Source organism: Syntrophorhabdaceae bacterium, assembly GCA_035541755.1.
GTDB lineage: Bacteria > Desulfobacterota > Syntrophorhabdia > Syntrophorhabdales > Syntrophorhabdaceae > PNOF01.
This window is the reverse complement of sequence record DATKMQ010000093.1, coordinates 21,535-42,121: the sequence shown is the minus strand read 5'-3', so window position 1 is coordinate 42,121 and position 20,587 is coordinate 21,535. Positions and strand designations below refer to the sequence as shown.

21 protein-coding genes are annotated in these 20,587 nt (G+C 50.8%); 17 read left to right on the top strand and 4 right to left on the bottom strand.

The annotated features are described in order from the left end of the window. Nucleotides 1–2: 2 nt before the first annotated feature. Together VMT62_09015 and VMT62_09010 are read left to right on the top strand one after the other, a co-directional pair. Complete coding sequence (locus VMT62_09015; protein HVN96555.1) at nucleotides 3–752, top strand: ABC transporter ATP-binding protein; 750 nt, start codon at nucleotides 3–5, stop codon at nucleotides 750–752. Beyond that, a complete protein-coding gene (locus tag VMT62_09010) occupies nucleotides 740–1,429 on the top strand; it encodes an ABC transporter ATP-binding protein (protein HVN96554.1) in 690 nt (229 codons plus the stop codon). The genes VMT62_09015 and VMT62_09010 overlap by 13 nt, the downstream gene beginning before the upstream one ends. Here VMT62_09010 and VMT62_09005 read toward each other — a convergent pair. Further along, nucleotides 1,426–3,069 (bottom strand): HAMP domain-containing methyl-accepting chemotaxis protein, encoded by a 1,644-nt coding sequence (locus VMT62_09005; protein ID HVN96553.1) that lies wholly within the window; start codon nucleotides 3,067–3,069, stop codon nucleotides 1,426–1,428. The genes VMT62_09010 and VMT62_09005 overlap by 4 nt on opposite strands. Before the next feature lie 411 nt (nucleotides 3,070–3,480). On the opposite strand from VMT62_09005, the gene VMT62_09000 reads away from it, so the two are divergent. The 3 genes from VMT62_09000 to VMT62_08990 all read left to right on the top strand — a co-directional run bounded on the left by VMT62_09000 (nucleotide 3,481) and on the right by VMT62_08990 (nucleotide 6,968). Next, a complete protein-coding gene (locus VMT62_09000) occupies nucleotides 3,481–5,562 on the top strand; it encodes a diguanylate cyclase (GenBank protein ID HVN96552.1) in 2,082 nt (693 codons plus the stop codon). Nucleotides 5,563–5,778: 216 nt separating this feature from the next. After that, a complete protein-coding gene (locus VMT62_08995) occupies nucleotides 5,779–6,549 on the top strand; it encodes a UPF0280 family protein (protein HVN96551.1) in 771 nt (256 codons plus the stop codon). Continuing rightward, nucleotides 6,546–6,968, top strand: a complete 423-nt coding sequence (locus VMT62_08990) for an NIL domain-containing protein (protein ID HVN96550.1) — start codon at nucleotides 6,546–6,548, stop codon at nucleotides 6,966–6,968. Before VMT62_08995 ends, VMT62_08990 begins: the two co-directional genes overlap by 4 nt. 44 nt (nucleotides 6,969–7,012) lie before the next feature. On the opposite strand, the gene VMT62_08985 is transcribed toward VMT62_08990, so the two are convergent. Together VMT62_08985 and VMT62_08980 are read right to left on the bottom strand one after the other, a co-directional pair. Next, on the bottom strand, nucleotides 7,013–7,189 hold the full coding sequence (locus tag VMT62_08985) for a hypothetical protein (protein ID HVN96549.1): 177 nt from the start codon (nucleotides 7,187–7,189) through the stop codon (nucleotides 7,013–7,015). Between the two features lie 19 nt (nucleotides 7,190–7,208). After that, nucleotides 7,209–7,541: a cupin domain-containing protein gene (locus tag VMT62_08980; GenBank protein HVN96548.1), complete on the bottom strand. Its 333-nt coding sequence runs from the start codon at nucleotides 7,539–7,541 to the stop codon at nucleotides 7,209–7,211. Between the two features lie 318 nt (nucleotides 7,542–7,859). Between VMT62_08980 and VMT62_08975 the strand changes: the two genes are divergently transcribed. The 3 genes from VMT62_08975 to VMT62_08965 all read left to right on the top strand — a co-directional run bounded on the left by VMT62_08975 (nucleotide 7,860) and on the right by VMT62_08965 (nucleotide 11,714). Further along, nucleotides 7,860–9,335 carry a cache domain-containing protein gene (locus VMT62_08975; GenBank protein ID HVN96547.1) on the top strand — a complete coding sequence of 492 codons (1,476 nt, stop codon included), beginning with the start codon at nucleotides 7,860–7,862 and terminating at the stop codon, nucleotides 9,333–9,335. Beyond that, nucleotides 9,293–10,741 carry an ATP-binding protein gene (locus tag VMT62_08970; protein ID HVN96546.1) on the top strand — a complete coding sequence of 483 codons (1,449 nt, stop codon included), beginning with the start codon at nucleotides 9,293–9,295 and terminating at the stop codon, nucleotides 10,739–10,741. The genes VMT62_08975 and VMT62_08970 overlap by 43 nt, the downstream gene beginning before the upstream one ends. A gap of 493 nt (nucleotides 10,742–11,234) precedes the next feature. Continuing rightward, nucleotides 11,235–11,714, top strand: coding sequence for a response regulator (locus tag VMT62_08965; GenBank protein HVN96545.1), 480 nt, complete (start codon nucleotides 11,235–11,237; stop codon nucleotides 11,712–11,714). 80 nt (nucleotides 11,715–11,794) lie between these two features. Here VMT62_08965 and VMT62_08960 read toward each other — a convergent pair whose 3' ends face one another. Further along, nucleotides 11,795–13,645: a PAS domain-containing sensor histidine kinase gene (locus VMT62_08960; protein HVN96544.1), complete on the bottom strand. Its 1,851-nt coding sequence runs from the start codon at nucleotides 13,643–13,645 to the stop codon at nucleotides 11,795–11,797. Nucleotides 13,646–13,926: 281 nt separating this feature from the next. Here VMT62_08960 and mtaB point away from each other — a divergent pair, with 281 nt between their 5' ends. The 9 genes from mtaB to fabG all read left to right on the top strand — a co-directional run bounded on the left by mtaB (nucleotide 13,927) and on the right by fabG (nucleotide 20,564). Then, nucleotides 13,927–15,201 carry a tRNA (N(6)-L-threonylcarbamoyladenosine(37)-C(2))-methylthiotransferase MtaB gene (gene mtaB / locus VMT62_08955; GenBank protein ID HVN96543.1) on the top strand — a complete coding sequence of 425 codons (1,275 nt, stop codon included), beginning with the start codon at nucleotides 13,927–13,929 and terminating at the stop codon, nucleotides 15,199–15,201. Between the two features lie 67 nt (nucleotides 15,202–15,268). Then, on the top strand, nucleotides 15,269–15,568 hold the full coding sequence (locus tag VMT62_08950; protein ID HVN96542.1) for a YggT family protein: 300 nt from the start codon (nucleotides 15,269–15,271) through the stop codon (nucleotides 15,566–15,568). Nucleotides 15,569–15,587: 19 nt separating this feature from the next. Further along, complete coding sequence (locus tag VMT62_08945) at nucleotides 15,588–15,860, top strand: DUF167 domain-containing protein (protein HVN96541.1); 273 nt, start codon at nucleotides 15,588–15,590, stop codon at nucleotides 15,858–15,860. Nucleotides 15,861–15,919: 59 nt separating this feature from the next. Beyond that, on the top strand, nucleotides 15,920–16,435 hold the full coding sequence (locus VMT62_08940; protein HVN96540.1) for a DUF177 domain-containing protein: 516 nt from the start codon (nucleotides 15,920–15,922) through the stop codon (nucleotides 16,433–16,435). Between the two features lie 13 nt (nucleotides 16,436–16,448). After that, entirely contained in the window at nucleotides 16,449–16,631 is a 183-nt protein-coding gene (gene rpmF, locus VMT62_08935; protein HVN96539.1) for a 50S ribosomal protein L32, read from the top strand. Between the two features lie 4 nt (nucleotides 16,632–16,635). Then, entirely contained in the window at nucleotides 16,636–17,649 is a 1,014-nt protein-coding gene (gene plsX, locus VMT62_08930; protein HVN96538.1) for a phosphate acyltransferase PlsX, read from the top strand. A 3-nt stretch (nucleotides 17,650–17,652) separates the two neighbouring features. Continuing rightward, nucleotides 17,653–18,813 (top strand): acyl-CoA dehydrogenase family protein, encoded by a 1,161-nt coding sequence (locus VMT62_08925; protein ID HVN96537.1) that lies wholly within the window; start codon nucleotides 17,653–17,655, stop codon nucleotides 18,811–18,813. A 93-nt stretch (nucleotides 18,814–18,906) separates the two neighbouring features. After that, a complete protein-coding gene (fabD, locus tag VMT62_08920) occupies nucleotides 18,907–19,842 on the top strand; it encodes an ACP S-malonyltransferase (GenBank protein ID HVN96536.1) in 936 nt (311 codons plus the stop codon). Further along, a complete protein-coding gene (gene fabG / locus VMT62_08915; protein ID HVN96535.1) occupies nucleotides 19,839–20,564 on the top strand; it encodes a 3-oxoacyl-[acyl-carrier-protein] reductase in 726 nt (241 codons plus the stop codon). Before fabD ends, fabG begins: the two co-directional genes overlap by 4 nt. Nucleotides 20,565–20,587: the final 23 nt, after the last annotated feature.

Sequence of the window (20,587 nt, the reverse complement as noted above, 5' to 3'; positions counted from 1 at the left end):
GCGTGCTACAAATAAACTCGTTATCCAAATCGTTCGGGGGGTTCAGAGCTGTTAACGCGGCCAACCTTGATGTGAAGAAGGGAGAAATCGTGGCCGTCATCGGTCCGAATGGCGCGGGCAAGACCACACTTTTTAACCTTATTACCGGCATACTAAAACCGGACTCCGGGAGCGTGCTCTTCAAAAACGAAGAGATAACAGGACTTCCACCGTATATCATCTGTAGAAAGGGAATGACCCGTTCGTTTCAGGTGGTGAATGTATTTCAAAAGCTCTCCGTTTTTGAAAACGTCCAGGTTTCGGTATTGTCGAGGGAGGGCAAGACCTGGAATCTTTTTACACCTTCAAAAAAACTCGTTATAGATGAGACCGACCGTATCCTGGAGAGTGTAGGCCTCGCGGGCAAACGGGCTGACGTGAGCGGGGCGCTCTCTCATGGCGATCGCAAGGTGCTTGAAATCGCGATGGCCCTTGGGGGCAATCCCGAATTCCTGATTCTCGATGAGCCGACCGCCGGTATGGCCCCGGAAGAGACGGTACGCTGCATAGAGCTTATCAAACGCCTTTCGGAAAACATGGGTCTCACGATTCTTTTCTGTGAACATGATATGGAGCTTGTATTTTCTATTTCGAACAGAATAATGGTTATGGTTCGGGGGACCACTATTATTCAGGGGTCCTGCGAGGAAGTCAGGTGTAATCAGGCGGTACAGGACGCGTATCTTGGCGGGAGTGACGTATGCTTAATGTAAAAGGAATCCACACGTATTACGGCCTGAGTCATATATTATTTGACATATCACTTACGGTTTCCAAAGGTGAAATCGTAGGCCTGTTGGGTAGAAACGGGGCGGGCAAGAGTACGACTATGAGAAGCATCATGGGACTTACCCCTCCCAAAAAGGGCGCCATTACCTTTAACGAGCGGGAGATAACGGGAAGCAAGCCGTACCTCCTCGTGCGGGAAGGTATAGGGTACGTGCCTGACGATCGCAGGGTTTTTGCCGGTCTCAGCGTGGATGACAATCTGGAAATTGCCTTTAAGAGAAACGATGATTGGAATAAAGAACGGATCTACGACCTATTTCCGGCACTCGCCCATATGCAAACGAGAAGAGCGGGAAACTTGAGCGGAGGAGAACAACAGATGCTCACCATCGCCCGGGCGCTCATGACAAGTCCGGAGCTTCTCTTACTCGACGAACCCACGGAAGGCCTGGCGCCCCTTATCGTGAGAGACCTTGAGCAGCAAATCCTGAAACTGAAGGACCAGGGCATAAGCATTCTCCTGTCGGAGCAAAATGTGCGGTCAGCCCTGAAGCTGATCGACAGGGTCTATGTTATCGACGAGGGTGCTATCAGGTTTGAGGGGACCGTGAGCGAGCTCAACGCCAACGAAGAAGTGAAGAAGAAATACCTGATGGTTTAGACCTTAAACCCTTTCACCATATCTTTCAAATTCACCGACAGGATGGACAATTCGCTCGACGCTTTTGCGATCTGCCCCGAGCTGCCCGATGTCTCCGTGGATAGCGATGAAATCATCTCTATATCCTTGTTGATCTCTTCCGAGGTGGACGCCATTTCTTCGGTCGCTGAAGCTATCTGCTGCACCATGACGTGTAACGTGTTCACGCTACTCACGATGTTTCTGAGAACGTCTCCGGCTTGAGCGGACAAGTCCACACCGGATTTCACTTCCCTTGTTATGTTTTCCATGGACAGGACGACCTGATGAACCTCGCCCTGTATGGATTTTACCATTCCGCCTATTTCAGAGGTGGAATTGCCGGTCCTTTCGGCAAGCTTCTTCACTTCATCAGCGACCACGGCAAATCCCCGACCCGCGTCACCGGCGCGTGCCGCTTCGATAGCGGCGTTCAGCGCCAGAAGGTTTGTCTGATCGGCAATTTCATTGATCACGTTGACTATTTGACCTATCTGATTGGAGCGGTCACCGAGCGATTTTATTAACTGGGCTGACTGGTCGATGGTGTGTGCTATGGATTTTACCTTCTCAACTGACCGGTCTACGACCGCTTCCCCATCCTTTGCGAGTTTGGCCGTATCGGTCGCTGAGGTTTCTATACTCGACGTATTTTTCGCAATATCGAGGACGGTTTGCGACATCTCTTCCGAAGCGGTAGCCACCTGGGAAGCCCTCTCCGCTTGTTCTGACGCTCCTTTTAGCATGAGTTCCGAACTTGCATTGAGCTCGTGGCTTGCCGATGCCATATTCTCGGCGGCGCTCTTCACCTGGCCGATGATGACCTGGAGTTTTGTCACCATATCCTTGAGTGCCCCGAGAAGCTGACCCGTTTCATCCCTGCCGATATTCTCTATCGTAGCCGTCAAATCGCCTTCGGCTATCCTGTTCGCCACAAAGACCCCCTGACTCAACGGGTTTGTGATGCTTGCCGTGAGCCACAAGGCAAGAAGGACGCTGAACGCGAGCACAACCACTCCGAACCCCACAAGGGAGATAAAAGCGATTCTGTAAGTTCTCTTTGCCTCTTTGCCCCCAACAGCGCTCTGCTCTTCCTGGTAGTTCGCCAGGTCCTTGCAGGCTGCGCCGAGCATTTCGGATAGTTGGAGACTTGCTGTGACGAGCGTCATCACTTGAAGACTTTGCGAGCCGCCGACTAAGGAGTTGCCCGAGGCAACCGAATCTATCACCCTGTCATTCGTGGACTGGGCTATGCCATAGTTCTCCTTAATCTTGGCAATGAGGTCTTTGCCCTTCTTCGTATTTTCCAGTTTTTCAAGTTTTTCCATGGCGCCGTTAAGTGTTGCCCGAGAGGCCTCTATCTTCTGGCGTTGTTCTTTTGTAGTGGCCTCATCGGCGGAAAGAACGGTGGTTACGACGCTCATGTCAATGGAAGTTGTCGTATCCCGTATTTCGTGAGCAAGAAAGATTTTTAAGTTGTTTGTCGCAAGAATTTGTTCGAGCTTATTGTCGATACTTTTTAAGCTCCATACGCCTATAAGTATCAGTGCCGCCATGCAAACGATTATTAATCCCAAACCCCATGCCAGACGCGCCTTGATGGTGAGCTTTGCTGCATCCATTCTCACGTACCTCCCTGGGAATCAGATCAATATTCAATTTATCAGCCCATTCTAAAACAATTTATCGAAAAATAAAAGTTTTTCTTAAACAGTCTCCCGCCTCATTATGGTTTCAAGACCCCGGCGCTTTTCGTATGGGCACGCTTAAGAGGCCAAATTAGCCGGCACATATGCAACTTGATATTTAATTATCGCCTCCTTATGCCGATAACCTACTTAAGCACGGGCATAATGTGTGTACCGGCTGAACCATGGGGAGTGGCCCGATATGCGCGACTTAAGGCCATCACGCTGGCCGAGAGATACTTGACGCCGCAAACGGAATGAAGACACCTCGTGTTGCGGCCGACATCGAGAAACAGGGCGTAAGGCATAGGCCTTTCCGCCCAATATTCATAGGTAACGGCATAGATGGGTACAGACAAAACCTTTAAAGTGATCAAACCACACTTCGGTTCCAAAGAGGGAGCGCACGAGACCGGAAGACAAGAAAAGACCAAGCGCAAAGTCCTCGAGGAAATAGAGGCCATGCGTCGGCGCCTTGTGGAGCTGGAGCGTATCGCCGGCGAAGAGGCTCTCGCAAAGGCAGACCCCCCGTTTTCCGCTGATGGTGGGCCTCACGAGGAGTGCGCTCAAAAGGAGATTGATAGACGTCTCGAATTGGAAAGTGCGCTTGAAAAAAAGGAGAGGCTGCTCCATCTTATCTTCAACCTGTCAACCAACTTCATGTATCTTCCCTCTGACGAAATTGACGGCGGGATTAAAGACGTTCTCAGTATTGTCGGGCAATTCTCCGATGCGGGGAGGACATACGTCTTTCTGTTTGACGCGAACGGAACAAAGGTGAGCAATACCCACGAGTGGTGCCATCATGGCGTGACACCATACGCGGAGGAGTTGCAGCACCTGCCGACGGACGACTTCCCTTGGTTGTTTGAGAGGATTCGTAACCTTGAGATCGTGCAGGTGCCGGATGTCTCAGAGCTGCCGCCTGAAGCGGAGAAAGAGAAGAAAGAGTGGGAGCGTGAGGGCATCCAGTCGATCATCTGCATACCAATTGTGCATGGGTTTGAATTAATCGGGTTCTTTGGTCTGGACAGCGTTGCCGCCAAGAAGACCTGGCCGGACGATATGATCTTCCTTTTCAGGATGGTGGGTGAGTTCTTCGCAGGCGCTTTTGTCCAGAGGAAGGCCGAGGAGGAATTGCGAGAAAGCGCAACACGGTACAGAACCCTCTTTGAATACGCCAATGATTCCATCTTTCTCATGAAAGATGGAAATTTCTTTGATTGCAATTCCGAAACGCTGCGGTTGTTTAAGTGCGCCCGAGAAGCCATAATAGGCAGTTCCATCTATGAATTCTCTCCGGAGTGCCAGCCGGACGGCAGGGACTCAAAGGAAAAAATCATTGAGAAGACCGACACGGCGCTCGCCGGCAAACCGCAATTTTTTGAATGGAGATTCCGCTCGGGTAACGGGACCCTGTTTGACGCCGACGTGAGCTTGAATAAGATCGAGTTAGGCGTGGAGATCCTGATTCAGGCGATTGTACGCGACGTGACAATCCGCAAGAGATGGGAACAGGCATTGAGAGACAGCGAAGAGAGGTACCGATCTCTGTTTGATGACTCACGGGACGCCATCTACATTACGAGAAAGGACGGATCATTTGTAGATATGAATCAGTCATTTCTCGACCTGTTTGGATACGCGAGGGAGGAGCTCCTAAGGGTCAATGCGAAAGACGCCTACTTATCACCCGAAGACCTGGAAGCCTTCAAAAAGGTGATGAAAGAAAAGGGTTTCACAAAAGATTATGAGGTGAAACTGAAGAAGCGTGGCGGAGAAGTCATGGATTGCCTCGTTACCGTCATGACAAAGCAGAACGAGAACAGGCAGACGATCGGATATCAGGGCATTATCCGGGATATTACGGCCACGAAGAAAGCCGAAGAGACCATACGACACATGGCATATCACGACGCGTTGACAGGACTTCCCAACAGGGTGCTCTTCGACGACCGTCTGGCTATGGCCACGGCAAATGCTCAGCGGCACGGAAAGGCGATAGCCGTCATGATGCTCGATCTCGACAAATTCAAACAGGTGAACGACGTACTGGGACATAAGGTAGGTGACCTCCTGTTGAAAGCGGTAGCGGGACGGCTGACCAGGACATTGAGAAAGAGTGACACTGTGGCGAGAATGGGCGGGGACGAGTTTGTCGTGATACTGCCCGAGATGGCACGAGAATACGATGCGGGTATCGTTGCCCAAAAGATCATCGAAGTATTTCAGCAGCCTTTTAAGCTGGACTCTCAAGAGCTCTCCGTCACGACGAGCGTCGGTGTGGCCATATTTCCCCAGGACGGAAAGGACCCCGAGGCACTGGTCAAGCACGCCGACATTGCCATGTATTATTCCAAGGGCATAGGCAGAAACAAATATAGTTTCTACAGTGATGAGATGACGGACAGCGTAAAGAAAGCCTGAACGAAAGCGCGGAAAGCCCGCCCTCGCGTCACCGGTTAAGCCTGGTTCCAATTCGTTGACACCTTGTTAGCGGCCTGATATATTTACCAATAAATATGTTCTTAGCGATTCGCGAGGTAAGCCTGCCGGTTTCTTTTGAACCTTGTTGGTACAGGACGCCTGCCCGAGACTCATTGATAGCAGGTGAACTTCCAGTCGCGTACACCTAAAGTAACCATGTACGAGAAACGATACTATCGGGCATTGATGAGACCCAAGGATCTCATCTGCTATGAAGTGCGGCACAAAGAAACAGACCTGTTCTGCTGCACGAGAACGGATTTGAGCGCCCACATAAAGGAAAGAGTATTCTTTTACCGGCATCAGCTTGAGGAATATATCCGCATAAAACCGGCATTTCGTGATAGCTTATCGCCCCTGTCCGGTGATCCGATGGCGCCCCGCATTGTAGGGCAAATGCTTGAAGCCTCATCTGCGCTCGGTGTGGGCCCTATGGCAACGGTGGCTGGGGCTGTGGCCGAGTTTGTCGGCAGTGATATCGCCTTCCTTTCCGACGCGTTTATCATCGAAAACGGGGGCGATATCAGCATGAAAACCGACGTGGAAAGGATCATCCAGGTCTACGCCAAAAAGTCTCCTTTTAGTGAAAAGCTCGGCATCAGGCTCAAGGCGAGAAGTTCGACTTACGGGATTTGCACGTCTTCTGCAACGGTCGGCCCATCATTGAGCCTGGGCAACGCAGACGCGGTCTGTATTGTGGCGGACTCGGCACTCTTCGCAGACGGGCTTGCAACTTGCCTGGGTAATGGTGTAAAAAAGAAGGATGATATAGCCGCCGCCATAGAAAAGGGACAAAAGTTCCCCGGGGTCATCGGCATACTCATTATTCTCGGAGAACACCTGGGCGTATGGGGAGATATTGATATAGTCAGACTGCAAGGGCCGAAAGCCACAAGTAAGTGGCGTGAGGGAAAGAGGTCGTCATGAAAAAAAGGATTATCTTACGTTTCAAGAGAAGGACTATCGACAAACCCATTGTGTATAAACTGGTGAAAGACTATAACCTGGTGTTTAACATCCTCAGGGCCACCATCTCGCCCAGGGCCGAGTCCATGATGGTCATGGAGATAGAAGGCACTGAACAGAACTACAAGCAAGGCATCAAGTACCTGCAAGACCTGAGTATCGATATAGAACCCATAGAACAGGACATACGCAGAGACGAGAAAAGATGTGTCCACTGCGGTGTCTGCACCGGTGTTTGTGCTCCCCTTGCCCTTCACATTGCCGACAGAGAGAGCATGAAAGTGGAATTCGACTACAAGAAATGTGTAGCCTGTGAGCTCTGCGTGAAGGTCTGTCCGGTAAAGGCCATGAGCGTGTTCTTCGACCAGAACGGCCTGTGATAGGCCTGACGATTCTCCTTATCAGGCGTTCACATCGCCATTGATCAGGGAAAGCAACCCAGCTGACAGCCTCTCACCTTTATCTTGAGCTCGTTTAAAAGAGCGCCCACTTCCCTGGAAGATATACCTTCCTCTTCCGCGATTTTGAGCGCCTGTTTGCATGCTATTCTTCCTTCCTTTGCGCGGGCCTTGAGTTTTTTCGTGAGCGCCTCTTTATCCATAGCGTCCCTCCTTGTATTCTTATCTTATCATTACGAGCAGCATCTTGAAGGGGGTGAGCGCTTTGAGCGCGTGCGGCCTACCGGCAGGCAAAATGATCATTTGCCCGCTTTTGACTACGTAAGGATGGCTGTCAATAAAGACCTCTGCCTCTCCTTCAATGAGATAAACCGCCGCATCAAAAGGGGCCGTGTGTTCGCTTAGACCCTCACCCTTGTCGAAGGCGAAAACCGTCATGGTCCCCGAAGATTTATGGATGATCTCCCTGCTGACCACCGAATGTTCCTGGTATGCGACCAGGTCTCCCAAGGCCTGCACCTGAGCCGTAATAGCTGTATTGTTGTTCTCCGCCATAGTCTCCTCCTTCACATCATATCACCAATTATACCATTTATAAAACAGGCTAGAGACGTTGTCGTTGACTTAAGTCAAATCCAAAATGCCGCAAGGCATGCATGATGAGACGGCGCATGCGAAGTATCCCCTAATATCTTGTGCATTCCTGCCGATAAGAAGTATGATAGTGTGATGTCGGATTTTTTTTAATGCGCCTGTCCCTGTCATGAACCGTCCGGAAGATGATTATTGTCCTGTCGGTGATTGGAAAGAACAGGGGAACAGAAAAGCCCTGCGTCCGTCGAAGGGATGCCCGTATATGGGGAGAGAATCGATATGAGAAAGAGGCGGGTACTATTTTTCTTTGCCTTGTTTGTGCTTGTCTGCGTGTTTCTCTTCCTATCACTCTATTACGAAGCCAGACGTGAAGCCATCGAGAGCCTCAATGCCGAGCAGATGCTCCAGGCTAAACAGGCTGCCCGGGGGGTCGAAGATTTCTTCGCGGACTGGACAAGAGACCTCAGCACATTCTCCGAGATGGATGCTATCAAGAATATCGACAGGACGGGCAGAGGGTACCTGGAAAGCCTTTACAGACACAACACAGGGCTTATCAGGTCTTTCACGAGATTGGATGCAAGAGGCAGGATTATCTACTCGGCGCCGTACGATCGGAGCATAATCGGCAAAGACGTTTCATCGCTCAAGCATGTACGTGAAATCATACAAACTCACCAACCGGTTACGAGCGATGTGTTCATGAGCGCGCGAGGTTATAAGACCATCGCCCTGCATGTGCCCGTATGGAAGGGCGGGACCTTCCAGGGGACGCTGGCTGCGACATTTAATTTTGAAGCGCTCGCAAAGAAATACTTAGAAGTTATAAAGACCGGCAGGGCAGGATACGCCTGGGTAATAAGTCGGGATGGTACAGAACTGTTCTGTCCCATCCCCGGCCACGTGGAAAATTCGGTATTTCAGAATGCCAAAGATTGCCCCTCAATCCTTGCCATGGCCGACAATATGCTCGAAAAACGCCAGGGTGCGGCGGTCTACACCTGTGATAACGTTGGCGGGCAAAAAACAGATGCTGTAAGAATGCATGCCGTATTCATGCCTGTCAGTATAGGTCGCACATTCTGGTCGATTGTGGTTACCTCGCCCGAGACCGAGGTCCTCTCATCCCTTGCGGGTTTCAGGAACAGACTCATTTTGGTCGGCGGCATTTTCCTGCTGGGCTGCATCCTGATTTCGTATTACGGCGTGAAAGCGTGGTTTGTAGTGCGGGAAGAAGAAAAACGGCGGCATACCGAAGAAACGCTCCGAGAAAGCGAGGAGAAATTCAGACTTCTTTTTGAAAAATCGGCTGATCCGATATTGTTACTGCACGAGGGCAGGTTCATCGACTATAATGAAGCGGCTGTGAGGTTTCTTGGGTCTTCAGATAAGGAGCATCTTATCGGATTGACCCCCGCTCACCTCTCTCCGGAAAGGCAGCCCGACGGCCGTCTATCAACCGACAAAGCGCAGGAGATGATCGCAACTGCCTTGAAATCGGGCGCCCATCGTTTCGAGTGGGTACACCGCGCTCCAAACGGCCAACAATCCTGGGCGGAAGTTTCCCTGACGGCGGTCCCCGTTCAAGGAAAGAATATCCCTTACACGGTGTGGCGTGACATCGGCGAGCGCAAGCGCGCAGAAGAAGCTCTGCGCGAAAGTGAGAAACGCTTCCGTTCGCTTGTGGAGACAACGAGCGACGGGTGTGGGAGGTGGACGAGAACGGCGTATACACATACTCCAGCCCAAAGGTGAAAGACATTCTTGGATACGAGCCCGAAGAGGTGATCAGTAAAACGCCTTCTGATTTTATGGAACGCGACGAGGCAAGACGTATAGCCGCTATTTTCAACAATGCTGTCAAGTTCCGCAATGCTTTTGCAGGGTTGGAAAATACTAATATTTCCAAAGACGGGAAAAAGGTGGTGCTTGAGACGGGCGGCGTGCCCATTTTCGATAGTTCTGGAAGGTTTTCAGGCTACAGGGGCATCCACCGTGACATCTCAGAGCGGAAACACCTCGAATCCCAACTTCGTCAGTCGCAAAAAATGGAGGCTATTGGCACCCTCGCAGGAGGCATCGCCCATGATTTCAACAACATACTCACGAGTCTGATAGGATATGCAACCCTTGCTCAAATGAAGATAGGTGAAGATAGTCCGCTTAAGGCATACGTGGAACAGATCCTCGCCGCTTCCCGGAAGGCTGCCGATCTCACCCAGAGTCTCCTAACATTCAGCAGACAGCAACCCATAACTCCCCGACCTATTGATATCAACGGTACCATACGTACAACGGAAAAATTACTGAGAAGACTCCTGACCGAGGATATCGAGTTGCGCACGTCTCTCACGGACGATAATGCGGTGGTCCTGGCCGATAAATCCCAGATGGATCAGATTTTCTTTAATCTCGTAACCAATGCCAGGGACGCCATGCCCCAGGGTGGAACGCTCGTCATAGAGACGGAGGTTATCTACATGGACGAGGATTTCATCCGGACTCACGGGTTCGGTGAGCCGGGTAGCTTCGTATCGATCATAGTCTCAGACACGGGCACGGGTATAGACCGAAAAACCAAAGAACACATCTTCGATCCCTTTTTTACCACCAAAGAGGTAGGTAAAGGTACGGGCCTTGGTCTCGCTACGGTCTACGGCATTGTAAAGCAGCACAGCGGATATATTACGGTGCACAGCGAACCGGATGAGGGCACAACCTTCCGCATCTATCTCCCCAAAGCGATGTTAAGGCCGAACGAGGGTGAGGATTCGGCGCTCCCCGTTATTATGCAGGGAAACGAGACAATCCTTATCGCTGAGGACGACGAGGAGGTGAGGCACTTCATTGAGCAGGTGCTTCGCGAGTATGGCTACGGGACCATCGAGGCAAGGGATGGAGAGGATGCCATAGACAAATTCAAACAACACCGGAATATCGATCTCATTATCATCGATTCGGTGATGCCGAAAAAGAACGGACGGGAGGTCTACGAACAGATGCATGAGACGAACCCCCACGTCAAAGTCCTTTTCACCAGCGGATACACTAAGGATGTGGTCCTTGACAAGGGGATCGTCGATGGTGAATTTGATTTTATCGCCAAGCCCCTGAAAGTCGATGAGGTTCTTGCAAAAATCCGCACCATGCTCGACCGCTAAGCCAGGCCCGCGAAGCTTAGGCCTCGTGATCCAACCCCACCTCCTTTCATTGTTCCTCGTCTTAACCGCGCCCTGTCTTGCATAACGGAACCTTGAGAAGCCGTTTCAAATGAGGTCATGCCTTACGAGCGCATGGTGTGAGGAGCGCCTCTTTACCTTACGGGACCGGCTTATGAGATTAGGGCTCAATAGGCCGTATCTCTGAATCCCATGAGCCGTCTCTTCACTCTTCTCGAACAGTGGGCACCGCTTAACTCGCCCGAAACAATACATATGTTCACGATGGAGAATACGTATATAGGCTAAAATTCATAATATTATTTGAGTATAGCAGAGCATTTGTTCATTATTATGAATTATTGTCTTGACTGTCGTCTGCCTGCGTGTTATATTTACGTATCGTCAGTTTGCAATGAGGGTACAGATTTCAGTTATGAGCTCTGTGATGTAGAAAGCAACGGAACGATAAACAGCACAAAGGGAGGTATGTACAATGGCAGAGTCGATTTTAAACGGTAAAAGGATCCTAATAGTTGATGATGAACCGGACATTCTCGCGGTGGTCGAGGAAGGGATTTTGCTATCCTGTCCTAATTGCACCATCGACAAAGCCGCCAATTACGAGAAGGGAGCTCAACTTCTTGACGCAAACAGCTACGATGTCGTCATACTCGACATTATGGGTGTCAGGGGGTTTGATCTTCTCGAGATTGCCGTCAAACGCAAATTCAGGGTCGCCATGCTCACAGGTCATGCCTTAAATCCTGAAGCCCTTGCCAAATCTCACGATATGGGCGCCATGGCCTATATCCCAAAAGATAAGATTGGCGAATTAGTTCCTTTCCTCGAAGACGTTTTGACGAATGACTACAAGACCGGCTGGAAGCGTCTTATGGACAAATTGGAAGCATACTTGAATGCGCGTTGGGAAAAAGACTGGAAAACCAAAACAAATATCGCATACTGGTATTAACAGGCCTTAATGTGCCGGGCTTGTGGGGTATCCCTCCATAAGCCCGCGTCTTCAGGCGTCTGTCTTGCGCCCCTAATTCATTACGCCGCATCTGCCTGCGGGAATGTCACGGTAAAGGTTGTCCCCCCGGAATCCTTACAGTCATTGGCACTCCTGCAGTAGCTGCACAGGGTAATGTCGCCCGGACAGATATCTCTATCGGTAGGTATGTATATACACCTTTTGCTTTCAAACGAGATATTGAAGTGGTAGCGCTCTGCATAATGCCTGATTCGAAGAAGCTCCAGCCCCTTTCCGCCCGCCCCGAATGCGAAAGGCTTCTTGGTTGAGTAGAGGTCGGTTTCTTCCGTATGAAAGAGACCATCGAGAAGCGAGCCTTGATTTTCCTCGGTGATACCTATGCCCCGGTCTGCCACCTTGAGGAAGATTCCGCTCTCATCCCGCCCCACCGTCACTTCAATGGACCCTCGGTCGGGGGTATTCTCTATGGCATTCTTGATGAGGCACCAGGCGACGGAGCCGAGAATCGAGGGGTCCACATGAACAAAAAATCCCTTGTGTCCGTGTATACTCAACTGGAGATGGCGATTAAGCGAGGCCTCACTCATCTTTTCTAGCACAAGTTCAACTGATGTATAGAGATCTGTCGGCTCCGCCTGCTGGAAACCGGCGCCAAGGTGGCTAACCGTCCATTCCTTGAGTTGCTCCCAGCTCGTCCGTATCGCCTCAGGGACGTGGGACAGGTCCTCTATTTTTTCCAGAAGGCGATCAAGGTCGTTGACGGCCATTCCTACCTCAACCTCCTGCGAGACTCTGAAGATTTCATCGGTTTCCCGGGATATCTCGAGAAGGCGTTCCGTATTTCTTTCCAGGGTATCCAGGGTCTCGGTGAGCGCGGGCGGTGACGCTTCCTGGAATTTTCGGCGCAAGATACCGATCACCCCCTGGATGACCGCGAGGGGCGTTTTGAGTTCGTGGGAAATGTGGTGTACCGCCTTATCCTTTGCCTTGTTCAGCCGCTCCAGTTCCCTATGGGATTTCTTAAGTGATTCTTCGGCGCGTCTTCTTTCGGTCACGTCTCTGAAGTAAATAAGATCAAAGAGTTTTCCACGAAACGTGATGCTCGCCGCCGACACTTCGACATACAGCATATCCCCTTTCTTTGTGATACCCCTGAATTCGTATCTTGATGGAACAGGCTCTGCACGCTGCCGCCTTTCTAGGATGTCGGTTACCATCGCGACGTCCTCAGGATGGATGGTAGGCTTTATCGATTTGCCGATGATCTCCTCGGGGTGGTCAAATCCAAACATTCTCATATACTGTTTGTTTGCGTATTGGCATATATCTGCCTCAAGAATTGAGATACCATCGTTCGAATTCTCGATAGCGATCCTGTATCTCTCTTCGCTTTCCGTGAGGGCTTCTTCGGCGCGCTTGCGTTCTGTTATATCGAGCATTGTGCCTTCATACCGGAGGGCCTTGCCCCTTTCATCACGAAAGACCATGATATTCATAGAGACCCAGTGTATGTTCCCGTTCTTCATCTTCAATCGGGCCTCAAAGCTCTGAACCGAGCCCCGCTCACGAAGAACCTGTATGAGTCTCGCATGGTCCGATGGATCAACAAAGAGGTCTTTGGCAAAAATCGCGTCCTTGATCTCGGCAGGGGAATCATACCCGTGTATGCGGGCGAAGGAAGGGTTGGCGTGCGTCAAGCGCCCCTCACGATCGGTTTGAAATATCCCTTCAATGGCATTACCCACGATATTCTGTAATTTGGCTTCGCTTTGCCTGAGAACGGTGATGAGTTCTTCCAACTTGGCTTGAGATTTTGGCATAGCGCGAACTTCTTCTTTTACGTTCGTCATATGGGTAGCGGACATTTCCTTTTGCCGGTTCTTGCCCACCGGGTAATCCCCGGCTGGCATCTTCCTGTATTATATGACATTTTTCCGCATATATCTTCCCTGATTGCTGATTATTGTATGGTCCATTGAATTACCACTCATCAGGATGGGAAAGCAAATGAGATTTGATTAGCCGTTTTGGTCCGGCCGGCATTTTGCGTGTAAGTCATTCGTCGGAGCGTGAGGCGCAACGTCAATCCCCCCGCTAATCGCGCCGATTTTCGCAGTGTGTCAGTTTGACCTGAAACTGACCCATTGCCCCAATTTTCCTTTTGTTGCCAAATCTGCTATACCAATGCGTTGTGAAGAAATACTTTATCCATACCACGGGTTGCAAGGCAAACCAGTGGGATTCCCTGGTAGCCTCTGATGGGCTAACTCAAGCCGGTTTCACAAAAAGTGACTTGAAGGGGGCCGATCTCATCGTGGTCAATGCCTGCACGTTAACCGGTGGCGCTGAACGCGATATCAGGCGTTTCATCAACCGGGCCCGCAGAGAGAACGGGAGTGCGCTGATCATCCTCGCCGGTTGCCACGGCCAGGTTTACCCTGAGCGGGCTTTCGGCGCCGATCTCGTGCTGGGCCACGAGGAGAAGTTTCGTATTGCCGATCTCTTAGGGAAGGCCGGCCCGATCCGGTCGGATCGCGACCTATTTTCTCTTGAGAGCGCGCGTATTGGTAGCCTGCCTCAAGGCAAGACGCGCTTTTTTTTGAAGATTCAGGACGGCTGCGATAATTTCTGCAGCTACTGCGTGGTGCCTTACGCGCGAGGCAACCCGAGAAGCAGGCCTGCTGACGAGGTTATTAAAATCGCGAAGGCCCTCAAGCAGGGTGGCGTCAACGAGATAGTGCTCACCGGCATTGAAATTTCGGCATACCGTGATCATGAGACAAACATGGACTTAAAGGGGCTCTTGAATGCCCTCATTGAAAGCGAGACCCCTGCGCGGATCAGGATGAGCTCTGTGGACCCCCTGTTCATCGATGATGAGTTTGTCGATATCATGGCGGGATCGGACAAGGTGATGAAGAGCCTCCATATTCCCCTCCAGAGCGGCTCTGATGAAATTCTGAAGCGCATGGGCAGACGTTATACCAGCGCCTTCGTGAAAGACCTCATTAAGAGGCTCACGGCGAAGATGCCTCGTATCGGCATTGGCCTCGACGTGATCGCAGGTTTCCCCGGCGAAGATGAAGACCGATATAGGGAAACCATAACATTTGTTGAGTCCGCCCCAATTTACTATCTCCATGTTTTCCCCTTTTCGGCACGGATCGGCACCAGAGCCTGGGCGATGGACGAGAAAGTCCCGGAGGCGCAAAAAAAACGAAGGGTGGGCCAATTGAGAAGCCTTGACCAGGTGAAAAGACAGGCCTTTTACCGCCTCTTCATCGGGACAGATGTGCAGATCATAGCGGAAGGCAAGGTATATAAAGGGAAATATATGCGGGGATACACGGATAATTATCTTCCACTCTATCTCCCTTATGAGAAAAAACTTGAAAATTGTCTTCTTCAGGTTACAATAGAAGGCGTGGAGGACGGCCTGCTTCGGGCTAGGGCAGGCCCCGGCTGATAAGCGAATTTGCTTTTAGGCTCACTGGAAGGCATGGTATGCGATGATGTTTCATGAGGAGGTGTGATTGTTTATTGTTGGGAATCTTTTTTCTGCGATTGCAAGCATCCTGGATACGCTCCTCGACATTTACCTCCTGGTGATCGTTGTGCGCGTTTTGCTCTCATGGGTTCGACCCGACCCTTATAACCCCATTGTGAGGACGCTCAACAGGCTTGTCGACCCGGTAACCTATCGGATTTCAAGGATAATTCCCACACGGGTCGGCATGGTGGATATCGCTCCCTTCATCCTTATGCTCTGCATCATTTTCTTCCAGAGGTTTCTGGTGAAGAGCCTCGCGGATATGGCAATAAGGATGCATTGATACCCCTTGTTATTTCCCCATGAAGATCAGCATAAAGGTAATTACGAACGCGCGAAAGAGGGAGATAATCGCGGACGGGCCCGAGCTCAAGGTGAAGCTCACGTCGCTTCCGAGAGACGGCCGGGCCAACGAGGAGCTCATCGAATACCTCGCGGAATGTTTCAACGTAAGAAAATCGGAAATCCAGATCGTCCAGGGTGAAAAAGACAGAAGAAAAGTCATAGCTCTAGCTCTCGATTACGCCACATTTAGCGCAATCTTACGTGAAAAGGTAAAAGTTACAACAGGTTAATTTCCTTGACAATCCAATGTTAAACTCATATATTATCAGACTCGAAAAAAGGCTGCCTTATGATAGTCAAATTGTCTGAAATAGATGATTCTTTGGTGGTAAGGGGCAGCATGGAGGCTTCTCAGTTCATGAGCGTAGAGAATAGCGAGTTTCATGTGGCCTCACCGGTGACCTACGAATTGACGGTGAGGAAGTTCGATAATCTCGTGACACTTGAGGGTCCCATTGTTGTCGAGGCGCTCTTTACCTGCGGGAGATGCCTGGAGGAATTCTCCCAGTCTCTCACGGTAAATATGGATATACGCCTTTCACCGAGAAGTGAGGCGTCAGAGGCGTCGGAGTTTGAGCTCAAAGGCGAAGACATGGATGTATATTACTACGACGGCGACGAGATCGACATCGACCCTTTTGTCTATGACGAAGTGCTCCTCAACATGCCTGTAAGACCCGTTTGCAAGGAAGATTGCCAGGGGCTTTGCGGCGTTTGCGGAAAGAACAGGAACTTAGAAACCTGCAGTTGCAGCGAGAAAACCGATACCCTCCTCGGAGAAAAACTAAAATCATTCCTAAACTAATAAGGAGTAAACAATGGCTGTTCCGAAACGGAAAACCTCAAAAACAAGGCGTGACAAGAGACGCACTCACTACAAGGCAAAACCTGTGAGCGTTGTGCTATGTCCCAACTGCAAAGAACCCAAACCGCCGCACGTTGTCTGTCCCAAGTGCGGCATGTACGATGGGAAGAAGTATCTCGACGTAGAGGAAGAATAAGGGCGTGATACGAATTGCAGTAGACGGAATGGGAGGGGACTTTGCCCCGCGAGCCATTGTGCAGGGGGCTCAGGCCATAGCGAGCCAGGGGATTGCCGAAGTCGTCCTCGTGGGCGACGAAACCCTGATGAAACCCTTCATCCATACTTCAAAAGGCCTACATATCGTCCACACGCCGGTCTTTGTAGAGATGGATGAATCGCCCTCCACGGTGTTACGAAAGAAGAAAGACTCATCGATCAACAAGGCCTTTGCGCTCCACAAGAACGGCGACGTCCAGGCCGTGGTCTCGGCTGGAAATTCAGGCGCTACCATGGCTTTTGCCACATTTACGCTCGGCAGAATCGCAGGCGTTGATCGACCCGCTATCGCCGTTCTTCACCCCACGATAAAAGAAAGACTGTCGATTCTCATCGACGGCGGGGGCACGGTGGACTGTAAGCCGACCCATTTCGTCCAGTTTGCTCTTATGGGTGAGGCCTTCGCCCGTGTGGTACAGGGGATTCAGGCCCCCAGGGTGGGCGTGCTCAGTAACGGCGAGGAGGAGACAAAGGGCAACGAGCTCACGCGCGAATCCCATGCGTTGCTCAAGAACCTCACCGGCATACACTACATCGGCTACGTGGAAGGCGGCGATATAGCCAACGGAAAAGTCGATGTTATCGTGACGGATGGTTTCGTGGGGAATATAGCGCTCAAAGTGAGCGAAGGCATAGCAGAGCTCTTCCTCAATTTTTTCAAGAAGCATGTGGTAAAGAGTTTGAAATATAGAGTCGGCTATTATCTCTTGAGGGATATCTTTGGGACGCTCAAAAAGATGTCGGATTACGCGGAAACGGGCGGCGCCGCCCTTCTCGGGGTTGACGGTGTCTGCATCATCTGCCACGGAAAATCGAATGAGAGGGCCATGCGTAATGCCATACTGCTCGCGAAGCGGTTTGCTGAAAAGAACGTAAACGAGTCTATCCAGGAGATAATGCTGGGCAACCAATCACTTGATAAGGCAAAGGAGAAATAGGAGATGGATTATTTTCTAACTGAAGATCAGAAAAGCATTCAAAAAATAGCGCGAAGGATTGCCGAAGAGAAGATCGTACCGGTACGGGCGGAGCTTGATGAAACTGGCCAATTCCCCTGGGCGATAATGAAGAATTGTGCAGAGACGGGCCTTTTCGGGGTCAGTATTCCCGAAGCTTACGGCGGCATGGGCGGAGGATCGTTCGAGAACTGTATCGTCGTGGAAGAATTGAGCAAGGCATGCCTCGGCGTTTCGGTGAGCTATGCGGCGTCTCTTCTCGGCGCATATCCCATACTGCTCGGCGCATCCGAGGAGCAGAAAAAGAAGTATCTTTCCCAGATAGCGAGCGGCAAAAAGCTCGCGGCCTTCGGGCTTACTGAGGCAAATGCCGGAAGCGACGCCCAGAGTATCAGAACGGAAGCGAAGAAGGTGGGAGATGAGTATATCCTGAACGGCACCAAACAATGGATAACGAACGGTGGTGAGGCGGAGATCTACACGGTCATCGCCATGACCGACAGGTCAAAGGGTGGAAGAGGGGCCACTGCCTTTATTCTGGAAAAAGGCATGGAAGGTTTTAGCTTCGGCAAAAAGGAGAACAAGCTTGGCATCAGGGCATCCGCGACACGGGAGCTCGTGTTTCAGGATTGCAAAGTTCCGAAGGAAAATGTTATAGGTAGGGAAGGCATGGGGTTTATCCTCACCATGAGGACCTTCGACAGGACCCGGCCCGGCATCGGCGCCCAGGGCGTTGGTGTGGCTCATGGCGCGCTTGAGGCGGCAATACAGTACGCAAAGGAAAGAGAACAATTTGACAGAAAGATCATCAGTTTTCAGGCGGTTCAGCATATGCTCGCCGATATGGCAATACAGGTTGAGGCGGCGCGCGCCCTCGTGTACGCAGTGGCGCGGTACATCGACAGCAACCCCAAGGACTTCTCAAAAGTATCCGCAATGAGTAAGGTTTTCCCCAGTGATGTGGCCATGAAGGTGACTGTTGACGCATTGCAGATTTTTGGTGGATACGGGTATATGAAAGAGTACCCCATAGAAAAGATGATGCGTGACGCCAAGATACTTCAGATTTATGAAGGTACGAACCAGATCCAGAGGAATATTATCGGCCTTGAGCTGATCAAAAGCGCGGCCACTCGGAAGAAATAGCGTTTCAGATTTCACAGACGAGAAATGAAATCGTATAAAAGAGAAACGATTCTTTCTGGTCTGAGATTAGAAGCCAAGAACAAAAGGACATAGATGAAGAAGGTTGGTATTATTTTCCCGGGACAGGGCTCGCAATATGTGGGCATGGGTAAATCGCTTTACGACAGTTTTGATTTTGTGAAGGGATACTATGCCGCCGCAGACGCGGCGCTCGGTTTTTCAATGACCGACCTTTGTTTCAAGGCGCCAGAGGAAGAGCTGAGACAGACCTACAATACACAGCCGTCGCTTTTGCTCGTGTGCTACACGGTCTGGCAGGTGCTAAAAAGAGAAACCGGCATCACCCCGTCTTTCGTTGCCGGTCACAGCCTGGGAGAATATACGGCCCTGCTTGCGAGCGGTTTTTTCACGCTTGAAGACGCGCTTGTCATCACGCGGAAAAGAGGCCTTTTCATGGAAGAGGCCTGTCCCAAGGGCAAGGGGGGCATGGTGGCGCTTATCGGTCCTGATATGACGAAAGTTGAAGTTATCCTGCAAGAGATATCGCACGACGATTACGTGGCTACGCCGGCGAACCTCAATTCCGCCGAGCAGGTGGTGCTGTCGGGGGATGCTCAGGCGTTGAAAGAGGCGGTAGAAAAGCTTAAAGGGGCTTACCGGAAAGCGGTCTTTCTCAATGTGTCGGGACCTTTTCATAGCCCGCTCATGAAAGCCGCGGCAGAAAAGCTCATGATCGAACTTACGCAGATTCCCCGCGCTGATATGACGACGCCGGTCGTTTTCAACGTGGACGCAACACCGGGAAGTGAGAAAGATAGCGTACCGGACAAGTTATACCGGCAGATGTTCTCCCCGGTCTTGTGGGAGGCGTCCGTTAAGAGAATGATAGGCGAAGGCGTAGAACTCTTCGTCGAGGTGGGCCCCCAGAAGGTACTCACAAATCTGGTAAAGAGAATCGCTCCCCAGATTCCCTGTGCGAGCGTGGAATCACTGGCAGATGTTGAAACGGTGAAAGGGTTACTCGTATGATTGACGCGGTCACTATTATAACAGGCGGGGCCCAGGGAATCGGTCGGACGATTGCACAATTTCTCGCGGAAAAAGGAAGTCATATAGCCATATTCGATGTGATAGAAGCGAGCGAGATTGTGACAGAGATCCGTGCCATGGGGAAAAAATGCGAATTCTACCATGTGGATGTGGCCGATGCCGCCATGGTAAAAGGGGCCATTGACCAGACCGCCAAAGATTTCGGGAAAATCGATAACCTCGTAAACAATGCGGGCATCACGCGGGACAACCTGCTTCTCAGAATGAAAGAAGAAGACTGGGATAAAGTGCTTGATATCAACCTCAAAGGCGTGTTTCAGTGCACCAAGGGTGTGGTAAGGTACATGCTGAAAACCGGGGGGGCTATCGTGAATATCTCATCCGTCGTCGGGATCATGGGCAACGCGGGGCAGGCAAATTACGCGGCGAGCAAGGCCGGTATTATCGGTTTTACTAAAAGCGTGGCAAAGGAATACGCCGAGAGAAACATACGGGTAAATGCAGTCGCCCCGGGATTTATACGGACCAAGATGACGGATGCGCTCGACGAGAAAACAAGAGAGGAAATGTTTAACGCGATTCCGCTCAAAAGACTGGGCGAGGCAAAAGATGTCGCTTATGTGGTATACTTTCTTCTTTCAGCATACGGAAATTATATAACAGGGGAGGTGATCAGCGTTAACGGGGGTTTACATATGTAGCAATGTAAAAGTAATTGCAAGTG